The organism is Thalassospiraceae bacterium LMO-SO8, assembly GCA_031655335.1.
GTDB lineage: Bacteria > Pseudomonadota > Alphaproteobacteria > Rhodospirillales > Casp-alpha2 > UBA1479.
Window position 1 is genome coordinate 71,921 of the sequence record CP134226.1, and the last position, 23,345, is coordinate 95,265.

Genomic DNA, 23,345 nt, shown 5'->3' on the forward strand with positions numbered 1-23,345 from the left:
AAATAAATATTTTTTTACGGGCCTGCGCCGACTGCGCGCAGCATCTCTTGCCGCCCGTGGCCGGCAACCGATAAAGTTGCCGGACGATATGCCCCGCCCGCTTCCGGGCGGCGGTGCCCAATTCGCCCGACAGGAATCCGCCCATGCCCCTCAGCAGACCCGCCTCCCGCAAGCATATCCACACCCGTGACATCAAATGTCTCGGCTTTGAGCGCGATGACGGCCTGTGGGACATCGAGGGCCGCCTGACCGACACCAAGACCTACAGTTTCGAAAACCACGACCGCGGCGGGATCGCGGCGGGCGAGCCCATTCACGACATGCTCATCCGCCTGACCCTGACCGGCGACATGGTGGTCACGGCCGCCGAGGCATCGACGGAATCGAGCCCGTTTTCCATGTGCGGCGACGTCACCCAGGCCTTTTCTCAACTGGTCGGACTGAAGGTCGGGCCTGGCTGGCGCCGGGCCGTGGCCGAAGCCATGGGGGGCGTGCACGGCTGCACCCATCTGCGCGACCTCGTGATGGGGCCCATGGCGGTGACCGCGTTCCAGACCATCTTTCCCGCCCGCAAGAAGCGGGGCGAACCCGGCCCCGGCAAGAAATCACCCTTGATCGACACCTGCTACGCGTTTCGCAGCACCGGCCCCGTGGTTAAGGTCCGTTGGCCCGAATTCTATGAGGAAGAAGGTGATGGCCCCGCCGGGACCGAAGGAAAGAAGGCCGGCTGACCCGGCCGGAACGTCAGGTGGTCTTGAAGGCCGTCAGTGCCTTGTCGGCAATTCCAACTTCGATGCTGGTGCGGTTCGCCGCCAGACGGAAATAGGTCACGATGAAGGCCCGTACCGTTGATGTGCGGGACGAGCCGAAGCGAACGCTTTCGATCATCGAGCAGAGCTCATGAACGGTCGTCTTTTCGCATTCACAGATTTGGTCCAAAGCATCCCACGTTGCGTTTTCAAGCCGCAGACTGGTTCTGCGGCCGTTGACGGTCACGTTTCGGCTTATAAGTTTGCTTTGCATAGTCCGACTAACACCCTCTTTTATTGTATGTGGCGATTATTATACTCGCATTACGCCTGTCACCCCAGCAGAACAAATCGTGCTGCCGCCTCCAAAACTTTCCCCCACCGGTTCACAGACGCCACATGAGGGCGCCGAATTACCGACGTTAGGGCGGAATCATCCGCCCACTGCCTTCAGAATTAGAGATAACGCAAGGGAATTCAAGTTAGACGAAGGTTATATGTCTGTTTTTCAACCCTTTGGATCATGACGGAATCCGGGGGCATTTTCGCCTTCGTAACGTCCACATGTCTTGTCTGGAACAAAGGGCGCGCGCATAGTGTCGTCATGGGTGAACTGCTTAAAAATCACGAATCCCGCCAGGCGGAGTCGGTCTGTGAATGGCCTGGCTGCGACGGCAATGCCGAATTCAAGGCCCCGCGGTCACGCGATGCCTTGAACGAATACCGTTGGTTCTGCCTGGCCCATGTCCGGGAGTACAATCGCAACTGGAACTATTACAAGGGCATGGACGAAAATCAGGTCGAGGCGGACGTGCGCAACGATACGGTATGGCAGCGGCCGACCTGGAAACTGGGCGCGGGCGACGCCGCCAAGTTCACCCGCGCGCGCATTTTCAATCCCTTCGGCATCGATGACGCGATCCGTGACGCCGATGCGCGGGCGCAGCCCTTTCGGGCGGACCCACGCGCGGCCGAAGCCCGCAAGACGGACCCGAAGACCGCGCGGGCCCTTTCCGTCTTTGGCCTTGAAACCCCGGTGACCATTGACGACGTGAAGTCCAGATACAAGGAACTGGTGAAACGCCATCACCCGGACGCCAACGGCGGCACCAAGGCGGCGGAGGAAGAATTCAAGAAAGTCACCGAGGCCTATGAGGCGTTATTGGACTTTCTCGGCCCTTGACGGCCCGCCGCTTAACCCCTACGACGTTTGCCAAACATGACCGATCTTAGCCCCGCGTCCGTCGGGGCGGCCTCAGAAACTGGAACATTTGCATGACAACTCTGGAATCGACCGCCACTCCCGGGATCGATGCGGCCCATCAGGTGCCCGACGTTACCGTCTCCGTGCGCCAGACCTTCGGCATCGACAGCGACATGGAAGTCCCCGCCTTTTCCCAGGCCGAGGAACATGTCCCCGAGCGCGACGAAGCCTACCGCTTCGACCGCGAAACGACGCTGGCGATCCTGGCCGGCTTCGCCTACAACCGGCGCGTCATGATCCAGGGCTATCACGGCACCGGCAAGTCGACCCATATCGAACAGGTCGCGTCGCGCCTCAACTGGCCCTGCGTCCGGGTCAACCTGGACAGCCACATTTCCCGTATCGATCTGGTCGGCAAGGACGCCATCGTGCTGCGCGACGGCAAGCAGGTCACCGAATTCCGCGAAGGCATCCTGCCCTGGGCGCTGCGCAACCCGACCGCCCTGGTATTCGACGAATACGACGCCGGCCGCCCGGACGTGATGTTCGTGATCCAGCGCGTGCTGGAAGTCGACGGCAAGCTGACGCTTCTGGACCAGAACCAGGTCATCAAGCCGCATCCGTACTTCCGCCTGTTCTCGACCGCCAACACGGTCGGCCTGGGCGACACCACGGGCCTGTATCACGGCACCCAGCAGATCAACCAGGGCCAGATGGACCGCTGGAGCATCGTCGCGACCCTGAACTACCTGCCCCATGACGAGGAAGTGGAAATCGTCTGCGCCAAGGTGCCGGAGTATGCCTCCAAGGCCGGCAAGGAACAGATCAGCGCCATGGTCGAACTGGCCGATCTGACCCGCTCCGGCTTCATGAACGGTGACATTTCGACCGTCATGTCGCCGCGCACGGTCATCACCTGGGCCGAAAACTCCCGCATCTTCAACGACGCCGGCTACGCCTTCCGGCTGACGTTCCTCAACAAGTGCGACGAAATCGAACGCCCGGTCGTGGCAGAGTACTATCAGCGCTGCATGGGCGAGGAACTTCCCGATTCCGCCATGCGCGCGGTGCTGCAATAGGACACCCACGCCCATCCGGGCCTTGTCCGGACGGGAATCGGGGCCATAGGACATGAACAATTCGGAACGCCCGGCAGATCTTCTGAAACGCGTCACGGCGGCCGCGGTCAAGGCGATGTCCAATCGCCCGGAGTTGGAGGTTCATTTTCAGGCCTCCGGCGCTTCGGCCACCGAGGAAGCCGTCAACCTGCCCGCCCCGTCGGGCCCGCCCAGCGCCGAAGGCATCACCAAGCTGCGCGGCGTCGCCGACGCCTTGGCGTTGCGGTTGCGCTATCACGACGCCGACGTGCACCGCCGCATGGCCCCCACGGGCCCCGACGGGCATGCCGTGTTCGAGGCCCTGGAACAGGCGCGCTGCGAAAGCCTGGGCGCCCAGCGCATGTGCGGTGTCGCCAACAACCTGGATTTCCTGTTGGCCGAAAAATGCCGCGCCAAGGGCTATGGCGGCGTGACCGAACGCGAGGAAGCCATGCTGCCCGAGGTTCTCGGTCTGCTCGCCCGCGAACGCCTGCCCGGCCAGAACCTGCCCAAGGAAGCCAAGCATATCGTCGATCTGTGGCGCGACGAGTTGACCCGTAAGGTCGGCCCGCAGCTTGCCGAACTCGAAAAGAACGCCCTGGACCAGGAAGCCTACGGCAACCTGGTGCGCGAGATGATTGTCGCCCTCGACATGATGACCGACGCACCGGCCCCGTCGGAACCCGAGAATCAGCAGGATTCCGCGGATGACGATGCCGAGCAGGGCCAGGACCAGAACCAGAACCCGGATGCCGACATGGACACCGACGGATCGCTGTCCAGCGAATCCGGCGAGGCGGAAATGTCCGACGACATGGAGTTTTCGACCGAAGGCTTCGACGACGACGTGATGTCCGGCGACGGCGAGGAAGAACCCGCCGGGCCGACCGACTGGGACGACCGCTGGCCGCGCAACGCACCCGACGATCTGACGCTCTACAAGGCCTTCACCCAGGCCTATGACGAGGTCGTCGAGGCGGAAGAGCTTTGCGATTCCGAGGAACTGACCCGCCTGCGCGCCCAGTTGGACCAACAACTGTCGCACCTGCAAGGCGTGGTCTCGCGCCTGGCCAACCGCCTGCAACGCAAACTGATGGCCAAGCAGACCCGGTCCTGGGACTTCGACCTGGAGGAAGGCGTCCTGGACGCCGCGCGCCTGTCCAGGGTCGTGACCGACCCCCTGCATCCCCTGTCCTTCAAGCAGGAACAGGACACGGATTTCCGCGATACGGTCGTCGGCCTGTTGATCGACAATTCCGGATCCATGCGCGGGCGGCCGATCACCGTCGCCGCCATGAGCGCCGACATCCTGGCCCGCACGCTGGAACGCTGCGGCGTCAAGGTCGAGATCATGGGCTTCACCACGCGGTCGTGGAAGGGTGGGCAGTCGCGCGAAGACTGGGTCGAAAAAGGCAAGCCTAAGAACCCAGGCCGCCTCAACGATCTGCGCCACATCGTCTACAAGGCCGCCGACATGCCCTGGCGCCGCGCGCGGCGCAACCTGGGCCTGATGCTGCGCGAGGGGCTGCTCAAGGAAAACATCGACGGCGAGGCCCTGATGTGGGCCCACAACCGTCTGCTGGCCCGCCCGGAACAGCGGCGCATCCTGATGGTGATTTCCGACGGTGCGCCGGTCGATGACGCGACGCTGTCCGCCAACCCGGGCAACTATCTGGAAAAGCACCTGCGCGACGTCATCAGCTTCATCGAAAACAAATCCGATGTGGAACTGACCGCCATCGGCATCGGCCACGACGTCACCCGCTATTACCGCCGCGCCGTGACCATCGTCGATGCCGAGGAACTGGGCGGTACCATGATGGCCAATCTCGCCGAACTGTTCGACGAGGACACTCCGGCCTCCAACGCGGGTGCCGTCCGCGGCCGCCGCCGGGCGGGATGACCGCTTCGGCCCGCCGCCGCGGACCGCCGTTCCCGTCTTCCGGACGGTTTCCCCTTCTGGCCGCTCTTGCCGCCATCCTGTTCGTCCTGATCCCCCCGGGCGCCCTCCAGGCGCAGAACCTCGTCGATACGGTCTGGCGTCTCCGGCCCATGACCCTGGCCGCCCTGCGCGAGGAACACCGGGGCATCGACCTGGTCGGCATGCAGTTGCCGCCCAAGTCCGATTTCGACATTCCTCTGGCCGATCCCGCCGCCACCGTGGCCAAGATCAAGGCGGCGGTCGACCGTGTGCTTCAGATGTCCCCCGTTGCCGCAGAGGGCCTCGACGCCCTGTCAAAGGCCGGGCAGATCCGCATCATCTACGACGCGGCCTTTCCCGAACGCTCGCTGTCCAGGGTCATCATCGCCGCCTTTCTGGTCGGCGAGTTCCAGCCCCAGGACGGCAAGCGCGACTTCACGGTGATCGTCAGCCGCTTCGGCGCCAACTGGCCGATGGACGAACTGGCGGCGGTGCTGGTGCATGAACTGATCGGCCATGGCCTGCAACGTCTCAAGAACCGCTTCGGCCACGACCGGCCCATCGACCTGGAGTGCGAGGCCCGCCTGTGGCAACAGCTGTACATCACCGACGCCGGCATGCCCCAGGACACCCAGGAAATGGTTTCCTTCCGCAAGACCACGGACCGCCGCGTGTGCCACGATTTCCGCCGCTACGTCCGCCATCTCCGTCCCGACCTGATGCGGCAATGGGATTCCGGCCATTTCGCCATGGCGGACATCATCGCCCTGTTCGAGGATTATTACGCGACGATCCGCAAGGGCCGGGAAAAGCTTCGCCGGAAACCGTAAGCCGCACCGGCCTTCGGGGTCATCAAGATTTCACAGAGCCCCCGTAAGATCAGGCCCATGAGCCTGACGCCCCGCCCTGTCCGATTCCGCCCAATCCCCTGCACCGGAAGGCCGCCATGGGCTGGCTGCTGACCCTGTTGCTCGCCGTGCCGCAGGTCGAGGGCACGGTTCAGGTCGAGATGTGGTTTTCCCGTGAATCCTACTGCACCTTCGCCCAGGCGAAATTTACCGAACAGCCCATGTACAGCCTGCCGAAGGGGCCCAAGCAGGATACCGTCCGCACGCCGGTCACGGTGACGGGCAGCAGCTGCCGCGAACTGGGCCCCGGAGAGGCAAACCGCGTGCCGGCCCACATGCGCGCCCAGGCAACGCCCGAGGCGGACACCGGGTTCTGATCCGCGGCCCCCGACCGCTCTGGACAACGGCCGCCCGTCCCCCCATTTTGGAGGCAACCGTTCCATGGGAAAGGCCCCGCCGCCATGCACCGCCGCATCGCCCGCATCATTTCCCGTGTCCTGACCGGGGCCGCCCTTGTCTTGCTCGCAGGTCATGCCCCGGCAGTGGCCGACACGGTCGAGGTACGGTCGGTCGCCGTGCCCCTGAATGCCGAGAAGCCGGACCAGACGACCGTCGGCAAGCTGAAATTCCGGGGCGGGGTGGAACTTCTCAGCCAATCCGACCGCTTCGGCGGGTTCTCCGCCCTGGGTCTCAGCGCCGACGGCAAACGCCTGGTTTCCCTCACGGACGAGGGCAACCGCCTGGACGCCCGTCCCGTCTACGGCGCCGACGGTAACCTGACCGGCCTGACGGACACGGAAATCTTCACCCTGACCGGCCCGGGCGGCATCCCCCTGATCGACAAGTCCATGGCTGACGCGGAATCCATGGCGCCCGGCGTGGACGGCGAAATCATCGTCGCCTTCGAACGCATCCACCGGCTATGGGCCTATCCGCCGAACCGGACCGAGCCCAGCCCCCTGCCCCTGCCCGCCGAGATGAAGAACGCCCCCGACAACAACGGCATCGAGGCCCTGACCCTGCTGAACGACGGCAGCCTGTTCGCGATCGCGGAGGGCAAGGGCCGCGGCGGGACCTTTCTGGCCTGGGTCAGCAATCCGAAGGGATGGAGCGTGCTGATCTACAAGTCCGAGGACAGCTACCGCCCGACCGGCGCGGCGACCCTGCCCGATGGCGATGTGGTGGTGGTCGAACGCTATTTCACCCCCCGCGAAGGGGCGCGGTCCCGCATCCGCCGCATCAAGGCCGACGGTATCCGCGCCGGCGCCGAAATATCCGGCGAATTGCTGGCCGATATTCGAGCCCCCCTGACGGTCGACAATTTCGAAGGCATCGAAGCCATCAAGGGTCCCAGGGGCGAGACCTTGATCTTTCTGATTTCAGACAACAATTTCAATCGCTTCAGCCCGCAGCGGACGCTGCTGATGATGTTCGAACTGATGGACTGACGGAGGGCCGTCACGGGTTTCCCGTTCCTGCGGCCGGCCGCCTGTGAAGTGAACCGGCGGGGCCGTGCCGCCGTATAGGGGGCATGAACATCTTCTATCTCGACCCCGATCCCGCGACGGCCGTCCGCTATCACTGCGACCAGCATGTCTGGAAGATGCCGCTGGAAACCGTGCAGATCCTGTGCACGGCGCTGCGCCGCCACGGGCTCGACGCCCCCTATCGGCCGACCCATCCGAAGCATCCCAGCGTCCTGTGGGCCGGGGACAATCTTGCGCAGTGGCGCTGGCTGTACGACTTCGGGCGCCTGCTGTTCGAGGAATATACCTTTCGCCGGGACCGTGAGCATGCGAGCCAGCAGGTCCTCGAAGCCCTGCCCGCTGACCCGCCCCTGCCGGACGGCGGCTGGACGCCACCACCCCAGGCCATGCCCGATCATTTCAAGCACGCTGACCCCGTCACGGGATACCGCGCCTTCTATGCCGGTGAGAAATTGATCTTTCCCGGCAAGGGGCCGGCGACCTGGACCCGGCGGGCGCGGCCGCCGTTCATGCCCGAAATGCCGGCCCTGCAGGCCGGGTGATCACACCGCCGGGTGCAGGGCCCGATCCGGCGGCAGCCGCTGTTCGCCCAGGATGTCGGCGAGGATCACCGCCCGGACCTCGTCCGCGTCCAGGTCGTGGAGCGCGATCATGTCTTTTGCATCGGCCAGGATGTCGTCGGCGTCCTGCATCAGCTTCATGCGCTTGAACAGGTCGGGATGGCGCAGGCCCAGGCTTTCGCCGATCAGTTCCATATAATTGACGATCTCGAACGGCCATTCGTTCTGATGACTGACCAACTCCCGGTGGTCGGCGTGGAACACCCCGGCCAGGACCTGGACGCCCTTGGCCTCCGCCTGGCGGAAGGTGCCGGCGATATGGCGTTTCTGCAGGTCCGGCAAGGCGTCGAGAGACGACATCTGATAACCGACGCCGGGATGATCCAGATCGACAAGCTCCAGCCCCGGGATCGCAGTCAGCAGCGCCTTCACCGCGTCGACCACGCCGGGCGACCCCGGATATTCATGAAGCGCCACGCGCTTGTTCACCGGCGTCGTCATCAGCGGACGCAACGTGTCCAGACGGGACGCCAGAAACACGGGCAGCATGAGATTGTCGAAGGGCTTGGGCTGGGCCGGGACGGCGGTCATGACCTCCGACATCTGCATCTGGCAGGTCGGACACCAGGACACCACCTGGGCCGCCCCCGTGCGGGCGAAGCGGTCCATGGTGCTGCCGATCTGGCGGCCCGAGTTGGCCGTGTCGCCGGGGCGGAACTGTAGAATGCCGCAGCAGTTGGCGGGCCCGCCGAACACTTCGTAGGACACGTCCAGGCGGTCCAGAACGTCCAGGCACAACAACCCGATATGCGGCGTCTTCAGCATGTTGCAGCCGGTATAGAACACGATGTCGGGCGGCGTGTCCCGTTCAGGATGGGATGCCGGGCTCAGCCGGTTCATGAGGTCCGGCGGCAGTTGCAGGCGCGACAGCACGCGCACGCCCCGGCTCATCGCCTTGAAGGCGGCCTTGCCCGCATCCTTGCGTTCGCTCTCGGACGCCGTCTCGGCCATTCGGCGGCGCGCCATGGCCAACATGACGCGCGGGTTGATTCCTTCCTCACAGACGCTGAGACAATTGCCCGTGCCGCAGCAGGCACCGGCCCAGGCCGCCGAAACCACATCACCCTGGCCGCCCCGCAGAATGTCCCGAACCCCGTCCGCGACGGCCTTGCCGTCGCCGGCGGCCAAACCCAGGATACCCGGCGTCGGGCAGGCTCGCACGCAGGCGCCGCAGGCCGTGCAGGCATCGGCGATGGCGCGCACCTGATCGTCCAATCTGTCGATGAAGGTTTCCTGGCCGTCCATGGCTTTGCCTCCGAACCTGATACCCAGACGAAGGCTAGCGGCGGCGGCCGGCCACGTGCAATGGAAGTATTGTCACCGGACAATCAAAGAAGACGTTTAACAGCCCCCTGGCGCGTCAGTTCGCAGGGGCTTTCTGGGCCTCGGCGCGCTTGCGCATCTCCGCCGCCAGGTCGGAAAATCCGCTGGCCCGCAGCAGACGGGCATAGTTCACCAGGGTTTCAATGATGTCGGGATGGCCTTTGGGCAGGATCTTTTCACGCAAGGCCAGGCAGCGTTCATAGGTCCTGCCCGCCGGCTCGTACCGGCTTTGCCGCTGATACAGCCGCGCGAGCTTGTAGAGCACGGCGGCGACGTCGGGATGATCGGGCCCAAGCGAGCGTTCCAAGGCCTCCAGCTCCGCCACATAGGCCTGTTCCGTATCGGCCAGACGCGGTGTGTCCGGATAGATCGGCCCCATGTTTCGCTTGGCCGCCCCCAACCGCACGCCGAGAACGGGATGGCGTTCCTCCAGGGCCTTGCGCTGGGCGATCTGCGCGGGCGTTTCCTCCGCAACGGCACGGCGCATAACCTCCGGCGGGGCCGCCGGATCGGCGGCAAGGGCGCGGATGGCCCCCGCATCAACCGGCTGCCCCGCGATCTCGACCGGCCGGGCGTCCCAGGACCGGACCTGGGCGGGCGCGGTCCCGGCCTCGACCGGCGACACCGTTCTCGCGTCGCTTGCCGGCGGGGCGGAAATCGCCGCGATGTCTTCCGGCGCGACGGCCTTTGATTGGGTGATGGGTGGCGGCGTACCTCGCAGGGGCAGGCCCTCGGCTTCCGGCGGACGGACGGCGGCCAATGCCCGCGGGACATCGGGCGGCGGCGCTGCGGCCATCATTGCAGCCTCTGGAACGGCGGCGTCAGCCACCTCGACCGCCGGCGGCAGCGCGGACGGCGCCGGCGACGGTGACATGGGCGTTCCCCGCAGGGGCACAAAGCTCCGCGCATTTGGCGCCGGCCGCACGGCCGAAACAGCCGGTTCAGGCGGCGATACGGCCATCGACAAGGCCGCCTCGGGCGCGCTGACTTCGACCGCCGCGACGGCCGGCGGCAGCTTGGCGGCGGCGGTCGGGGGCGGCGGGGCTGGAATTGGCGCCAGGACCTCGGCCGGGGGCGGCGGGGGCACCACCGCACCGGCAAGCCGGTAATGGGTCAGCACCGGCACCGACGGCACGGGCGGCGGCGGAACGGGCACGGGGGCTGCCGCGGACTGGATAGGGGCGGGAACCGGCGCGGGGGGCGAGGCCGGTGCTGGCGCCGCATTCGGCTCGATCGGGCGCGGGGGCGGCGGGCTCTTCACCCCGGTGGCGGCGGCTTCCTGGGCGCGGCGCGTCGCGGCCTCCTGGCGGGCGTTGCCCGCCTCCGCCCCGGCCAGGGCCGTCCGGTAAATCGCGATCACGCCGTGCCGGGCATGGCCCGTGTCATACAACGCCTCGGCGATGGTCAGGGCCTGACGATACAGCGACGCCGCCTCGGCGAAGCGTTCCTGAGAAACGTAAAGCCCGCCCAGCCCCGCCATGGCGCGTTCCAGGTAGCCGCCCGTGCGGTCAAACCGTTCCGCCAGTTTCAGGGCCTCCAGATAGTGGTCCTCGGCCTCGGCGAGATTGCCCAGCATATGGGCGTGGTCCGCCGGATCCATTGCGGCCTGCCAGCGATCCTGGTCGCTTTGCGCCTGCGCCGCCGCCGGCGCAAGCGTCAGGCCCGCCGCCAGGGTCCCTGCGGACAGAAACGCAATGATCGGTCGGATTGATTTTGCGCGGAACATCCCGGCCTCTTTACCCGTCCCATGGGGGCGGCATGAACAGGGCCGCATTGTCGCAGAATGCGGCCCTGGTTTCGAGGCCGGGCATGCGCCTTGGGCAGGCTCAGCCCAGGTTTTTCACCATCAGCAGCGCCCGCCCGTCATGCTGGATCAGCGGATGCGGCACGATGTCGCGGCTGTCCTTCACGCGATAGCCCAGGCGTTCGTAAAGGCGGACCGAATCCGTGTTTTCCTCGAACGCGATCAGGGACATCTTGGCGAGCCCCCGCGTCATGGCGCGCAGTTCGGCGAGGCGCAGCATCTTGGTCCCCATGCCGCGCCGCCGATAATCGGCCTTCAGGGCGATGCCGGCGATGTAATAGCTGTCGTCTTCTTCCAGTTCCGCATAGGGGCGCAGCACCGGATCGACCGAGGCCGGATCGATTTCCGGATCGGCATGCATGGGATAGGCATGCAACAGGCCGACCGGGCGGCCCCGGGATTCGGCGATGGCGCAGTTCTGATAGGAAAAATCCGCGTCTTCCCGGGCATAGCGCCGGGCCCCCGCGTCGATAACGTCCTCGCCCGGTTCTTTCAAGGCGTCCCAGATGACGTCTGCGACCCCGCCGGCGGCCAGGCGGTAGAGTGCGGCGATCTCGCGCGCGTCGGCCTGTTCGGCATCACGGAATAAAATCTGGGTCACGGACATGTCGGTCATTGTCTGGGTCTCCTCTACCTTGACCGGGGTTGGATACGGCAAATCGGAAAAGAAAAAGGCCCGCGCCTTTGTAGGGCGCGGGCCTTTGCCGTCTGGCAAATTTGTATGGCTGGGCTACGCCGCTTTGACCTGCGCTTTCTTTACGAGCTTCTTGATTTTGACCATGGCGGGTGCCAGGTCAGCATCGGAAGCGTCCAGCAGGAAGGCGTCCAGACCGCCCTTGTGTTCAACGGTGCGGATCGCGCTGACCGACACCTTCAGACGCACCATGCGGCCGAGCGAATCGCTCCACAGGCTGGTTTCCTGCAGGTTCGGCAAAAACCGGCGGCGGGTCTTGTTGTGGGCGTGGGACACGTTGTTCCCGGTGATGACACCTTTGCCCGTCAGATCGCAAACTCTGGACATGACTTCTACGTTCCTATGATCAGCTTTCGCTGGTAAATAAACCGTTGGATGCGGGCCGGAGTCCGCGTCGGAGGCGGCTTTTTAAGGCAATCGCCGCGCCCCGTCAACCAAAGCAAGACGCTTTGTGCTAAATTCCTTGACCGGGCGTTTCGGTCGGCATATCTCGGCCCGACCCCCGCGCCCAATCGGTCCGAACGCCCAGGAAGGCCCTGAACCCCACCATGAACGAAATGAACGCCCCCCTCAACGACGATCCGGCCGTCCGCTTCGATTGGACGGCGGAACAGGCCCTGGCCCTGTTCGCCCTGCCCTTCGCCGACCTGATTCACCGGGCGCAGACCCTGCACCGCCGCTATTTCGACCCCAACACCGTGCAGATGGCGTCGCTGTTGTCGGTCAAGACCGGCGGCTGCCCGGAAGATTGCGCCTATTGCCCGCAGGCGGCCCAGTACGACACGGGCGTCGACGCCGCCAAGCTGATGGATGTGGACACGGTTCTGGCCGAGGCAAAACGGGCCAAGGACGCGGGCGCCACGCGCTATTGCATGGGGGCGGCCTGGAGAAGTCCGAAGGACAAGGACCTGGACGCCGTCTGCAAGATGATCGAAGGCGTGCGCGGTATGGGCATGGAAGCCTGTGCCACGCTCGGCATGCTGTCACCGGAACAGGCCCGGCGGCTGTCCGATTCCGGCCTCGATTTCTACAATCACAACCTGGACACCTCGGAAAGCTTCTATTCCGAGATCATTTCCACCCGTACCTACGCCGACCGCCTGAACACGCTTCAGGCCGTGCGCGACGCGGGGATCAAGGTGTGCTGCGGCGGCATTCTCGGCATGGGTGAGGCGGCCCGGGACCGGGCCGACATGCTGGTGACCCTCGCCAATCTGCGGCCCCACCCGGAAAGCGTGCCCATCAACATGCTGGTCCAGGTCGAGGGCACGCCGCTGGAGGGCCGCGAGGCGCTGGATCCGCTGGATTTCGTGCGCACCATCGCCGTTGCCAAGATCATGATGCCGTCCTCCACCGTGCGCCTGTCCGCCGGGCGGGAAGAAATGTCGGACGAATTGCAGGCGCTGTGCTTCCTGGCCGGCGCCGGGTCCATCTTCGTCGGGCCCAAGCTGCTGACCACGGCCAATCCGGAACAGGACCGGGACGCGGCTCTGTTCCGACGCCTCGGCATTCACGGCGAGGACATCGGTCCGGTTTCGACCGACACCCTATGACCTCTGACGGTACCGCCCCCGGCTGGCTTCAGGCGGGTTACGGCAGTATCTGGATGCCTTACACCCAGATGCAGACGGCCCCCCTGCCCCAGGCCGCCGTGGCGACACAGGGATCGCGCATCCGTCTGGCGGACGGGCGGGAGCTGATCGACGGCGTCGCCAGCTGGTGGGCGGCCTGTCACGGCTACAACCACCCCCATATCGTCGATGCCATCCGCAGTCAGGCATCGCAAATGCCGCACGTCATGTTGGCGGGGCTGGCCAACGAGCCCGCGTTCACCCTGGCGGCGCGCCTGCCGGGCCTTCTGGACCTGCCCGGCTACCGCGCGTTCTTTTCAGAATCGGGATCCGTCGCGGTCGAGGTCGCGCTGAAGATCGCGGCCCAGTACTGGCACAACAGGGGCGAAACGGGGCGCAAGAAATTCCTCAGTTTCCGCGGCGGCTATCACGGCGACACCTTCGCGACCATGGCGCTGTGCGATCCCGTGGACGGCTTCCACGCCGCCTTTAAGGGCGTGGTGCCGGGCCAGTTGATCGCCGACCTGCCCCGCGACGACGCGTCGGAGGCGGCGCTGGACGCCCTTCTGACCGCCGAGGCAGGCACCATCGCCGCCGTCGTCGTCGAGCCCGTCGTGCAGGGGGCCGGCGGCATGAAGTTCCATGCGCCGGAAGTACTCACCCGCCTGCGCCGCCTGTGCGACGCCCATGGCGTGCTGCTGGTGTTCGACGAGATATTTTCCGGCCTGGGCCGCCTGGGTGCCATGCTGGCAGGGCAACTGGCCGGGGTGACACCGGACATCCTCACCCTGTCCAAGACCCTGACCGGCGGCACGATGCCGTTGTCGGCCACCCTGGCGTCGGACACGGTGTTCCAGGCCTTCCAGTCGGACAAGCTGGAACACTGCCTGATGCACGGGCCGACCTTCACCGGCAACGCGCTGGCTTGCGCCGCCGCCAACGCGTCCCTGGATCTGTTCGAGGCGGAAGGCCGATTGGCCCAGGTCCAGGCCCTGGAAAAGCTTCTGGTGCCCGCCCTGGCCCCCTGCCGCGACATTCCCGGGGTCAAGGACGTGCGCGGCCAAGGCGCCATCGGCGTGGTCGAACTGGACGTCGGCGGGTTCGAGGAACTGACCTGGCTGCGCGGCCGCTTCGTTGAGGAAGGCGTGTTCATTCGCCCGTTTTCCGACATCGTCTACCTGACCCCGGCCTACAACATTCCGGCGGATGACCTGGCCCGGCTCTGTGATGTTATAGTGTCCGTGGTTGCCGAATGGTCGGCCCGGTTCAAGAAGACCTAGGATCATGTCCCGCACCCTCGACGATTTCGCCCAGGAAAAGCTGGATGCGCTGGAGGCCAAGGGCCTGCGCCGCCGCCTCACGGTGACGGAGCGCACGGGCGCCATCGAGGTGATGCGCGGCGGCCGGCGGCTGATCTCGTTCTCCTGCAACGACTATCTGAACCTGTCGCAGCACCCGGCCCTGAAACAGGCCGCCAAGGATGCCGTCGACCGGCTCGGCGTCGGCTCGGGCGCGTCGCGGCTGGTGACCGGCGACCATCCCCTGCTGCCGGAGCTGGAGGCCCGCCTCGCCCGCCTCAAGGGGACCGAGGACTGCTGCGTCATGGGCTCCGGCTTCCTGACCAACACGGGCGTGATCCCGACCCTGATGACCGAGGGCGATCTGGTCCTCGCCGACGAATGGAGCCATGCCTGCATCATCGTCGGCGGGCGGTTGTCGCGGGCAGCACAACACCTGTTCCGCCACAACGACATGGCCCACCTGCGGGCCCTTTTGGAAGAACACCGGGCAAGCCACAACCGCTGCCTGATCGTCACCGACGGTGTGTTCTCCATGGACGGTGATTTGGCCCCCGTGCATGAAATGGCCGATCTGGCCCAGGAATTCGACGCTTGGCTGATGACCGACGACGCCCACGGCATCGGCGTGGTCGGGGCCGGCGGGCGCGGCTCGACCTTCGCCGGCGGCACCAAGGCGGCGGTCGATTTACAGATGGGCACGTTGTCCAAGGCCGTCGGCGGCTACGGCGGCTATCTCTGCGCCTCCAAGCCAGTCATTGATTTGATGAAGACGCGCTGCCGCACGCTGATCTATTCCACGGGCCTGCCGCCCGCGACCGTGGCCGCCGCCATCGCGGCGCTCGACATCATCGAGGGCGATCCGGAATACGCCGCCCGACCGGTGAAGAAGGCCCGGCGCTTCACCCAGCGCCTGGGCCTGCCCGCCGCCGAAAGCCCCATCGTGCCCATTCTTCTGGGCGACAGTGCGCGCACCATGGCGGCGCAGAAGACGCTGGAGGACGCGGGCTATCTGGTCATCGGCATCCGCCCGCCGACGGTGCCGGAAGGCACGGCGCGGCTGCGCCTGACCTTCACCGCCCAGCATGCGGACGCGGACATCGACCGCCTTGCCGATCTGATCGCCGACAAGGTGTTAGCAGGAGACGAACCATTCAGGGCCTCTTCATAACTTCGACCGGCACGGGCATCGGCAAGACGCACGTCGCGGCGGACATGATCCGGGCCCTGAAGGCCCAAGGCAAGGCCGTGCGCGCCGTGAAACCCGTGATCTCGGGCTGGGACGATAACCCGGCCGCCATCGCGGCCTCGGACACCGGCATCCTGCTGGCGGCCCAGGGCCTCGACCTCAGCCCCGAGAACATCGACGCCTGCTCTCCCTATCGGTTCAAGGCACCGCTTTCGCCGGACATGGCGGCGGCCCGCGAAGGCACGGCCATCGATTTCAAGCGCGTGGTCGGATTTTGCCGCCATGCCGCCGAGGGCCTGGGAGAAAACGGCACGCTGCTGATCGAAGGCGTGGGCGGGGTCATGGTGCCCTTGACGGACGACAAGACGGTCCTGGACTGGATGGCCGCCCTGAGCCTGCCCGTGGTCCTGGTGACCGGCAGCTACCTGGGAACGATCTCACACACCCTGACCGCGGCCCTGGCGTTGCGCGAAAAGCACATCAGCATCCGCAGCATCGTGATCAGCGAGTCGGAAGACAGCCCCGTGCCCTGCGAGGAAACGGCGGAAGCGCTGATACGGCACCTCGGCCCGACCCCCATCCGCATCGCGGCGCGGGAACGATGACGCCGGACCTCCTTCATCGGACATGAAAAACCCGGGCCGAAGCCCGGGTTTTCCGTAATCATTCTTCGTGGGGCCTGGGGGCGCGGCTTGGCCGACCCGGCCAACCCCAAGCCGCTTGAGATTGCCTCAAGCAGTCTCGCTTACCATTTCGCCATTTCGGCCTTCAGGTTGCCGTCCAGCACGTCCAGGAACTGCTGGGTCGTGCACCACCCCTGATCGGGGCCGACGAGGATCGCGAGGTCCTTGGTCATGGAGCCGCTTTCCACCGTATCGATGCAGACCTTTTCCAGGGCGTCGGCGAATTTCACCACCTCGGGCGTGCCGTCGAATTCGCCGCGGTACTTCAGGCCCTGAGTCCAGGCGAAGATCGAGGCGATCGGGTTGGTCGAGGTTTCCTTGCCCTGCTGGTGCAGGCGATAGTGGCGGGTGACCGTGCCGTGGGCGGCCTCGGCCTCGACCGTCTTGCCGTCCGGCGTCATCAGCACCGAGGTCATGAGACCCAGCGAGCCGAAGCCCTGGGCCACGGTGTCGGACTGCACGTCGCCGTCGTAGTTCTTGCAGGCCCAGACGAAGCCGCCTTCCCACTTCATAGCGCAGGCGACCATGTCGTCGATCAGGCGGTGTTCGTAGGTGATGCCGGCGGCCTTGAACTTGTCCTTGAATTCGGCGTCGAAGACTTCCTGGAAGATGTCCATGAAGCGGCCGTCGTATTTCTTGAGGATCGTGTTCTTGGTCGACAGGTAGCAGGGCCAGCCCAGGCCGAGCGCGTAGTTCATGGACGCGCGGGCGAAACCGCGGATGCTTTCATCCAGGTTGTACATGGCCAGGGCGATGCCGGCTTCCGGCGCCTTGAACACTTCGCGTTCGATCACTTCGCCGCCGTCGTCGGGCACGAACTTCATGGTCAGCGTGCCGGGTCCCGGGAACAGGAAGTCGGTGGCGCGGTACTGGTCGCCATAGGCATGGCGGCCGATGACGATCGGCTTGGTCCAACCGGGAACCAGGCGCGGCACATTCTTGCACACGATGGGCTGGCGGAAAATGGTGCCGCCCAGGATGTTGCGGATGGTGCCGTTGGGCGAGCGCCACATCTGCTTCAGGCCGAATTCCTCGACCCGGCCTTCGTCCGGCGTGATGGTCGCGCATTTGACGCCGACGCCGTACTGTTTGATGGCGTTCGCGGAATCGATGGTGATCTGGTCGTCGGTCTCGTCGCGCTTTTGCACGGACAGATCGTAATATTTAAGATCGACGTCGAGGTAGGGAAGGATCAGCTTGTCCTTGATGAAGGCCCAGATGATCCGCGTCATCTCGTCGCCGTCCAGCTCCACGATCGGGGTTTTGACCTGAATTTTCGCCATCGGTACGGTGCTCCGGTTGTCCTGCGATTGAAGTTGCGGCGCACATTATATCCTGCCCTCTTTCCCTGCAAGACGCAGGCGCGGCGAAATGTGCGGCGGGAACCGGGGGTCAGAGACGGGCGGACGCTGCCTTTGGGCCGGGCCGGGCGGCGGCGTCGATGGCGTCGAACACCTGTTCGGGGGTCTCGACCACCGACCACAGAGTCTGGATGTCACCGTAGGCGAAGCCGCCCTTGACCACCGAAGCGAGCAGCGCCGACAGCGCCCCCCAATAGCCGGCGGCATCCAGGATCACGATGGGCTTGGCATGCAAGCCGAGCTGCTTCCAGGTCGCGACCTCGATGGTTTCGTCCAGGGTGCCGAGCCCGCCCGGCAGGGCGACGAAGGCATCGGCCAATTCGAACATGCGCTGCTTGCGGCTGTGCATGCTGTCCGTGACGATCAGGTCGGTCAGGTCGTCGCGCCCGACTTCGCGGCGCTTGAGGAAGTCCGGGATCACGCCGATGGCCTGGCCGCCGGCGTCCAGCACCGCGTCGGCGACCACCCCCATCAGACCGACGTGCCCACCACCGTAGACTAGGCGGATGCCCCGTTCGGCCATCATCCGGCCGAGGACCCGCGCGGCGTTTTCATAGGCCGGGTCGCTGCCCGTTCGCGAGCCGCAAAAGACGCAGATGGCGGAAATATCGGACATGAAAGCGTTTTGATTCCGTTGAACTTTTCGTGACCAGGGAAGCTGGCCGTTCACAGGCGGCGCCTGAGTGATTACAGTCTGCTCAAGGTCCAGGCTGGCCCGGGGCAGTATATGCCAGACCAGGTCCGATTGGTGATACTCTTTTGTTTCAGAAGGATCGGCGAAAAATGCAGAAATTCAAGGCAATGACCCGTGGCATCCTGGCGGCGGCGGTCGTCGCGACCGTTGCCGCGGCGGGCACGGCGCAGGCCAGCGACGGCGGCGAGATCAAGTACCGCAAGGCGGTCATGAAGGCCGTCGGTGGGCACATGAACGCCCTGGTCGGCATCGTCAAGGGCGAGACCGCCAACAAGGCCGACATGGCCGCGTTGGCCAAGGGCATGCTGTCGCTTGCCAAGATTTCCCAGAACGTATTCCCCAAAGGATCCGACGCCATGGGCGGCGAAACGGACGCGCTTGCGAAAATCTGGGACGACCCGGCGGATTTCAAAAAGGTCAGCATGGCCTTCGTCGATCACGCGCAAAACCTGGTGACGGCCGCCGAATCGGGTGATCCCAAGGCCCTCGGCGCCGCCGTGGGCGCCCTCGGCAAGAACGCCTGCAAAGCCTGCCACGACAGCTACAAGAAAAAGGACTAAGGACGAAGGCTCAAGCCGCCGGGACGGACACCGTCCCGGCGCGCCTTACCAAATCGACAAAATCCAAGCCACGGGCGCGGCCGCCACGATGACCGCCACCGCCAACCATGCCCAGGGCGTCGGCCCGTCCGCCGCCGCCGCATCGGCCCCCGGCTTGACCCCCGTGATCATCGGCCTGACCAGATTGTCGCCTTTCCACCAATGCAGGGCGACGGCCGCCACATGGGCCGCCACCAGCACGTAGATCACGGTACTCATCAGATGATGGATGCCGGTCAGGCGGTCGCTGAGCGCCTTGCCCGCGTATTTCGCGAGCGGCCCTTCCAGGAAGATGTCGTCGTTGGCGAACAGGCCCGTCCCCGCCTGCACCGCCAGCGCCGACAGGATCAGCACCACGGACCAGCCGCCGAGCGGATTATGGCCCGCCGTATGGGCGGCGCGGCCCTTCAGGAAATCCACCGCGTAGCGCAGCACGGTCGCCGGGCCTTTGACGAAGGCGGCGAAGCGTGCATGACGCCCGCCGACCAGCCCCCACAGCACACGGAACACCACCAGCCCCAGGACCACGCAGCCCGAGACCACATGCAGGTCCATCTGCCACAGGCCGCCGGTAAGCCCGGTCGCGACCGACGTGACGACGGCGGCCAGCAGGGTCCAATGGAACAGCCGAACGGGCAGATCCCACACGCGAACGCCGGATGCGTCCGTCCGACCGGCGGCGCGTCCTGCCTCATTTGGTACCAAGAGCCTATCTCCTCTACCGTTTCGGGAAAAATGGCCCCTGACAGCGCCGCTGGCAAGGTTCCGCTAGATGCCGATTGCGTTGCCGCCTTCGGGCGACTAATTGTGAAGGATAGAATTTGGGGGAAAACAGGAGAATGCCGCCTCGTTGCGGCATTTGTGAACGCGATGTGGCGTAATCCACTGTTCATCGTTGGTGTCGGACTGGTCGTGGTGGCTTTCGCCATCGTCGTCAATCTGTCGTCGCCCGACGACGGCAAGGACGACGATGCCGCCCGCCCGCCCGCGCAGGCCCTGACCACCCCCGGCAAGGACGCGTCCGTCCCGGCGCCGGACCGCGCCGCCCGGACCGGCGACCCGAACCTGCCGACCTTCGACGTGGTCCGCGTCAGCTCGACGGGCGACACGGTCATCGCCGGCCGCGCCGCCCCCGGCGCCACGGTCATCATCAAGGACGGACAGACCGAGATCGGCCGCATCACCGCCGACGACAAGGGCGAATGGGTCTATCTGCCGAGCGACCCGCTGCCGCCGGGCAACCGCTACCTGTCCCTGGAAACCGTCGGCCCGGACGGCAAGATTCTGACCTCGCCGGACGTCGTCGTGCTGGCCGTGCCGGAACGCACGGACACCGGCCCCCTGGTGGCCGAGGAACGCACCACGGAACCGCTCGCCATCCGGATGCCCCGCGAAGGCGAAGGGCCGAGCAGCCTGATCCAGGGCGACGGGCCGCAGAAGATCGAATTCGACATCAGCGCCGTCGACTACACCCCCGCCGGCCGGGTCATCGTCAGCGGCCGCGCACCGGCCGGTGACGGCGTCGCTCTTTACATGGACGACGCCCCCCTGGGCACGGCACAGGCCGACGCCCAGAACCGATGGTCCCTGACCCTGAAGGACAAGGTGTCGCCCGGCGTCCACAAGCTGAAGGCGGAACGCATCGGCCCCGCGGGCAAGGTTCTGGGCCGAGTGTCCATTCCCTTCCGTCAGGAGGAAATCATGCCCAACCTGGCGGCCGGGCAGGTCGTCGTGGTGCAGCCGGGCAATTCACTGTGGCGGATCGCACGGCGGGTTTACGGCGAAGGCGTGCAGTACACGATCATCTACCGCGCCAACAAACAGCAGATCGGCGATCCCGATCTGATCTATCCGGGTCAGGTTTTCCAGGTTCCCAAGCCGGCAAACTGACGCCGGCCGGCGTCTATTCGGCCGGAGACTGGGCCTCCGGCGCCGGCAGCAGGGCATAGACCGCCTTGCTTGCCCCCGCGATCAGCGCCAGCAGTTCCAGATACGGCTTGGCCGACAGAAGGAACGCGACCGTCTTGGTCAGCAGCGACTGGGGCGTCAGGGTTTCATCGAAATTGAATTCGTCGAGGAACAGGATGCGCTGTTCCCGTGTGATGCTGATACGCCCGCCAAGCGCCCGCCCCGCCTCGTGGACCACGGCCCGCATGTTGCTGCGCAGGTCCGGCGCCTCGGCCGTATAGGGAAGATGGCCCAGCACCGCATGGATGCGCATGCGGGTATGCCCGGGTTCGACTTCGGCCCGCACGGCGAACTGGTAGCCCATGTAGCTGAAGGTGAAATTGATCAATCCGTCATTGTTCTTACGGACAAGCTGGCCGTCGCCGTCGAGACCCATGGCCCCCAGCGGCATGGCCGTGGATGGCGTCGAGGCAGAGTCGACAAGGGCTTTGGTCTTTTCGGCGGAAGAGGCTGTGGCCACGGGGGTCTCCTGTCTGCTTGTCGAATTATCGTCTTTTTGCCTGGCGCCTGACAAGCACCCGCAATGCATATCGTGGGTATTTCGACCGGGCATTCCGGGTAAAATATGTTATGTAGGGCGCCCGAGACGCCGGCCCCGCCGGCGGAGGGTTCGCAACGGACAATAACGGCGGCACATGAAACAGAACATCATCCTGGATACCGTCATGACCCCCATTCACAAGGCGGGCTGGCCGTTCATCGCGCTATTCGCGGCGATCACCATCGTCCTGTTCTTCATTGCCGAGGAACTGGGCTGGCTGGGCGTCATTCTGACCGCCTGGTGCGTCTACTTCTTCCGTGACCCGGACCGCATGACGCCCCTGGGCGACACCCTGGTCATCGCCCCCGCCGACGGCGCCGTGCAGATGATCGACCGCGCAGCACCCCCGCCCGAACTGGAAATGGGCGACGAGGAACGCACCCGCATCGCCATCTTCATGAACGTGTTCAACGTGCATGTGAACCGCGCGCCCGTGGCCGGCACGGTGGTCAAGCTTGCCTACCGCCCCGGCGCCTTCCTGGATGCTTCCCTGGACAAGGCCAGCATCGAGAACGAACGCCAGAGCGTGCGCCTGAAGATCGCCGGGGTGAAAAGCCGGTCGGCCAAGAAGAACGAGATCGCCGTGGTCCAGATCGCGGGTCTGGTGGCGCGGCGCATCCTGTGCGACCTCAGCGAAGGCGACACGGTCAGTGCCGGCGACCGCTTCGGCCTGATTCGCTTCGGCTCGCGCGTCGACGTCTACCTGCCGGAGGGCTGCGAGCCCCTGGTGTCCGTCGGCCAGACGTCCATCGCCGGCGAAACGGTGATCGCCGAAATCGGCGCCGAAAGCGCCCGCACGGCGCAGCGCCGTTAACGGAACGGAAGGCCTGGGGCCATGAGCGACGCCAAACCCGACCCGAAAGCCGATTCGGCCCAGAAACCAGTCCAGGGCGAGCGCCCGCGCCGCCTGCGGCGCGGCCTCCGGGTCATGCCGATCAACAAAATGATCCCCAACATGCTGACCCTGGGGGCCCTGGCCTCGGGCATGACGGGGATGCGCTTCGCCCTCAACGAACGCTGGGAGGCCGCCGCCTTCGCCATCCTGATCGCGGCGATCCTGGACACCCTGGACGGCCGCGTCGCGCGCCTGTTGAAGGGATCGAGCAAGTTCGGGGCGGAACTTGATTCCCTGTCCGACTTCATCTGCTTCGGCGTCGCCCCCGCGATGATCCTCTATCACTGGGCGCTGGAAGGCGCGGGGCGCTTCGGCTGGTTCCTGGTGGTCCTGTTCGCCATGTGCTGCGCCATGCGCTTGGCGCGCTTCAACACCATGCTGGAAGACGACAAGAAACCCGTGTGGGCGGGGCGTTTCTTCACCGGCGTGCCGGCCCCCGCCGGCGCGGGGCTGGTCCTGCTGCCGATGATCCTGTCGTTCCAGGTGCCGGAAGACTATGTCGGCTACCTGCAAAACCCCTATCTGGTCTCGGTCGTCCTGACCCTGTGCGGTGGCCTGTTCGTCTCCACCCTGCCCACGTTCTCGTTCAAGAACATGAAGATGGCGCGGGCCTGGATGATGCCGCTGATGATCGCCGTGGCGATCCTGGCCGCCTTCGTGGTGACCGACCCCTGGCTGGCGTTGACGGCGATCCTGGTGCTCTATCTGGCCAGTTTCCCGCTCTCGATCCGGTCCTACCTGTGGCACAAAAGCCGGTCGACCAACCCATTGCCGACGCCGGAGCCGACCGCCGAATAAC

At 65.6% G+C, this 23,345-nt stretch carries 25 protein-coding genes; 16 read left to right on the forward strand and 9 right to left on the reverse strand.

Annotated elements, in window-relative coordinates; translation table 11 throughout:
- Window positions 1-143 precede the first annotated feature (143 nt).
- Window positions 144-731, forward strand: a complete 588-nt coding sequence (locus tag RJ527_00340) for a DUF2889 domain-containing protein (GenBank protein WND76204.1) — start codon at window positions 144-146, stop codon at window positions 729-731.
- A gap of 13 nt (window positions 732-744) precedes the next feature.
- On the opposite strand, the gene RJ527_00345 is transcribed toward RJ527_00340, so the two are convergent.
- Window positions 745-1,023, reverse strand: a complete 279-nt coding sequence (locus RJ527_00345; protein WND76205.1) for a ribbon-helix-helix domain-containing protein — start codon at window positions 1,021-1,023, stop codon at window positions 745-747.
- 330 nt (window positions 1,024-1,353) lie between these two features.
- Here RJ527_00345 and RJ527_00350 point away from each other — a divergent pair, with 330 nt between their 5' ends.
- From RJ527_00350 to RJ527_00380, 7 genes are all read left to right on the forward strand, one after another.
- Window positions 1,354-1,932, forward strand: coding sequence for a J domain-containing protein (locus RJ527_00350; GenBank protein ID WND76206.1), 579 nt, complete (start codon window positions 1,354-1,356; stop codon window positions 1,930-1,932).
- A gap of 92 nt (window positions 1,933-2,024) precedes the next feature.
- Window positions 2,025-3,032, forward strand: coding sequence for a cobaltochelatase subunit CobS (gene cobS / locus RJ527_00355; protein ID WND76207.1), 1,008 nt, complete (start codon window positions 2,025-2,027; stop codon window positions 3,030-3,032).
- A 52-nt stretch (window positions 3,033-3,084) separates the two neighbouring features.
- Window positions 3,085-4,953, forward strand: coding sequence for a cobaltochelatase subunit CobT (cobT, locus tag RJ527_00360; protein WND76208.1), 1,869 nt, complete (start codon window positions 3,085-3,087; stop codon window positions 4,951-4,953).
- The gene (locus RJ527_00365; GenBank protein WND76209.1) at window positions 4,950-5,801 is read left to right on the forward strand and encodes a hypothetical protein; all 852 of its coding nucleotides are present in this window, start codon (window positions 4,950-4,952) and stop codon (window positions 5,799-5,801) included. The genes cobT and RJ527_00365 overlap by 4 nt, the downstream gene beginning before the upstream one ends.
- A gap of 116 nt (window positions 5,802-5,917) precedes the next feature.
- Complete coding sequence (locus RJ527_00370) at window positions 5,918-6,196, forward strand: hypothetical protein (GenBank protein WND76210.1); 279 nt, start codon at window positions 5,918-5,920, stop codon at window positions 6,194-6,196.
- 84 nt (window positions 6,197-6,280) lie between these two features.
- Window positions 6,281-7,267 carry an esterase-like activity of phytase family protein gene (locus RJ527_00375; GenBank protein WND76211.1) on the forward strand — a complete coding sequence of 329 codons (987 nt, stop codon included), beginning with the start codon at window positions 6,281-6,283 and terminating at the stop codon, window positions 7,265-7,267.
- Window positions 7,268-7,350: 83 nt separating this feature from the next.
- Window positions 7,351-7,848: a hypothetical protein gene (locus tag RJ527_00380; protein ID WND76212.1), complete on the forward strand. Its 498-nt coding sequence runs from the start codon at window positions 7,351-7,353 to the stop codon at window positions 7,846-7,848.
- Here the strand turns inward: RJ527_00380 and RJ527_00385 are convergent, their stop codons facing one another.
- From RJ527_00385 to rpmB, 4 genes are all read right to left on the reverse strand, one after another.
- A complete protein-coding gene (locus tag RJ527_00385; GenBank protein ID WND76213.1) occupies window positions 7,849-9,171 on the reverse strand; it encodes a (Fe-S)-binding protein in 1,323 nt (440 codons plus the stop codon).
- A 115-nt stretch (window positions 9,172-9,286) separates the two neighbouring features.
- Window positions 9,287-10,975, reverse strand: a complete 1,689-nt coding sequence (locus RJ527_00390) for a tetratricopeptide repeat protein (GenBank protein ID WND76214.1) — start codon at window positions 10,973-10,975, stop codon at window positions 9,287-9,289.
- A gap of 100 nt (window positions 10,976-11,075) precedes the next feature.
- Window positions 11,076-11,669 carry a GNAT family N-acetyltransferase gene (locus tag RJ527_00395; GenBank protein WND76215.1) on the reverse strand — a complete coding sequence of 198 codons (594 nt, stop codon included), beginning with the start codon at window positions 11,667-11,669 and terminating at the stop codon, window positions 11,076-11,078.
- A gap of 114 nt (window positions 11,670-11,783) precedes the next feature.
- Complete coding sequence (gene rpmB / locus RJ527_00400) at window positions 11,784-12,074, reverse strand: 50S ribosomal protein L28 (GenBank protein ID WND76216.1); 291 nt, start codon at window positions 12,072-12,074, stop codon at window positions 11,784-11,786.
- 221 nt (window positions 12,075-12,295) lie between these two features.
- On the opposite strand from rpmB, the gene bioB reads away from it, so the two are divergent.
- The 4 genes from bioB to bioD are packed head-to-tail and all read left to right on the forward strand — an operon-like array spanning window position 12,296 to window position 16,410.
- Window positions 12,296-13,300 carry a biotin synthase BioB gene (bioB, locus tag RJ527_00405; GenBank protein ID WND76217.1) on the forward strand — a complete coding sequence of 335 codons (1,005 nt, stop codon included), beginning with the start codon at window positions 12,296-12,298 and terminating at the stop codon, window positions 13,298-13,300.
- Window positions 13,297-14,598, forward strand: a complete 1,302-nt coding sequence (locus RJ527_00410) for an adenosylmethionine--8-amino-7-oxononanoate transaminase (GenBank protein ID WND76218.1) — start codon at window positions 13,297-13,299, stop codon at window positions 14,596-14,598. The genes bioB and RJ527_00410 overlap by 4 nt, the downstream gene beginning before the upstream one ends.
- Before the next feature lie 4 nt (window positions 14,599-14,602).
- Entirely contained in the window at window positions 14,603-15,787 is a 1,185-nt protein-coding gene (gene bioF / locus RJ527_00415; protein WND76219.1) for an 8-amino-7-oxononanoate synthase, read from the forward strand.
- Window positions 15,788-15,831: 44 nt separating this feature from the next.
- Window positions 15,832-16,410, forward strand: a complete 579-nt coding sequence (gene bioD / locus RJ527_00420; protein ID WND76220.1) for a dethiobiotin synthase — start codon at window positions 15,832-15,834, stop codon at window positions 16,408-16,410.
- Window positions 16,411-16,550: 140 nt separating this feature from the next.
- On the opposite strand, the gene RJ527_00425 is transcribed toward bioD, so the two are convergent.
- On the reverse strand, window positions 16,551-17,771 hold the full coding sequence (locus tag RJ527_00425; protein ID WND76221.1) for an NADP-dependent isocitrate dehydrogenase: 1,221 nt from the start codon (window positions 17,769-17,771) through the stop codon (window positions 16,551-16,553).
- Window positions 17,772-17,880: 109 nt separating this feature from the next.
- A complete protein-coding gene (locus tag RJ527_00430; protein WND76222.1) occupies window positions 17,881-18,465 on the reverse strand; it encodes a TIGR00730 family Rossman fold protein in 585 nt (194 codons plus the stop codon).
- Window positions 18,466-18,650: 185 nt separating this feature from the next.
- Here RJ527_00430 and RJ527_00435 point away from each other — a divergent pair, with 185 nt between their 5' ends.
- Window positions 18,651-19,103 (forward strand): cytochrome c, encoded by a 453-nt coding sequence (locus tag RJ527_00435; protein ID WND76223.1) that lies wholly within the window; start codon window positions 18,651-18,653, stop codon window positions 19,101-19,103.
- Window positions 19,104-19,148: 45 nt separating this feature from the next.
- On the opposite strand, the gene RJ527_00440 is transcribed toward RJ527_00435, so the two are convergent.
- Window positions 19,149-19,790, reverse strand: coding sequence for a cytochrome b/b6 domain-containing protein (locus RJ527_00440; GenBank protein ID WND76224.1), 642 nt, complete (start codon window positions 19,788-19,790; stop codon window positions 19,149-19,151).
- A 222-nt stretch (window positions 19,791-20,012) separates the two neighbouring features.
- On the opposite strand from RJ527_00440, the gene RJ527_00445 reads away from it, so the two are divergent.
- Entirely contained in the window at window positions 20,013-21,032 is a 1,020-nt protein-coding gene (locus tag RJ527_00445) for a LysM peptidoglycan-binding domain-containing protein (GenBank protein WND76225.1), read from the forward strand.
- 13 nt (window positions 21,033-21,045) lie between these two features.
- On the opposite strand, the gene RJ527_00450 is transcribed toward RJ527_00445, so the two are convergent.
- On the reverse strand, window positions 21,046-21,570 hold the full coding sequence (locus tag RJ527_00450; protein WND76226.1) for a hypothetical protein: 525 nt from the start codon (window positions 21,568-21,570) through the stop codon (window positions 21,046-21,048).
- Window positions 21,571-21,745: 175 nt separating this feature from the next.
- Here RJ527_00450 and RJ527_00455 point away from each other — a divergent pair, with 175 nt between their 5' ends.
- Window positions 21,746-22,465: a phosphatidylserine decarboxylase gene (locus tag RJ527_00455; GenBank protein ID WND76227.1), complete on the forward strand. Its 720-nt coding sequence runs from the start codon at window positions 21,746-21,748 to the stop codon at window positions 22,463-22,465.
- Window positions 22,466-22,486: 21 nt separating this feature from the next.
- Window positions 22,487-23,344: a phosphatidylcholine/phosphatidylserine synthase gene (locus tag RJ527_00460; GenBank protein ID WND76228.1), complete on the forward strand. Its 858-nt coding sequence runs from the start codon at window positions 22,487-22,489 to the stop codon at window positions 23,342-23,344.
- Window position 23,345 lies beyond the last annotated feature (1 nt).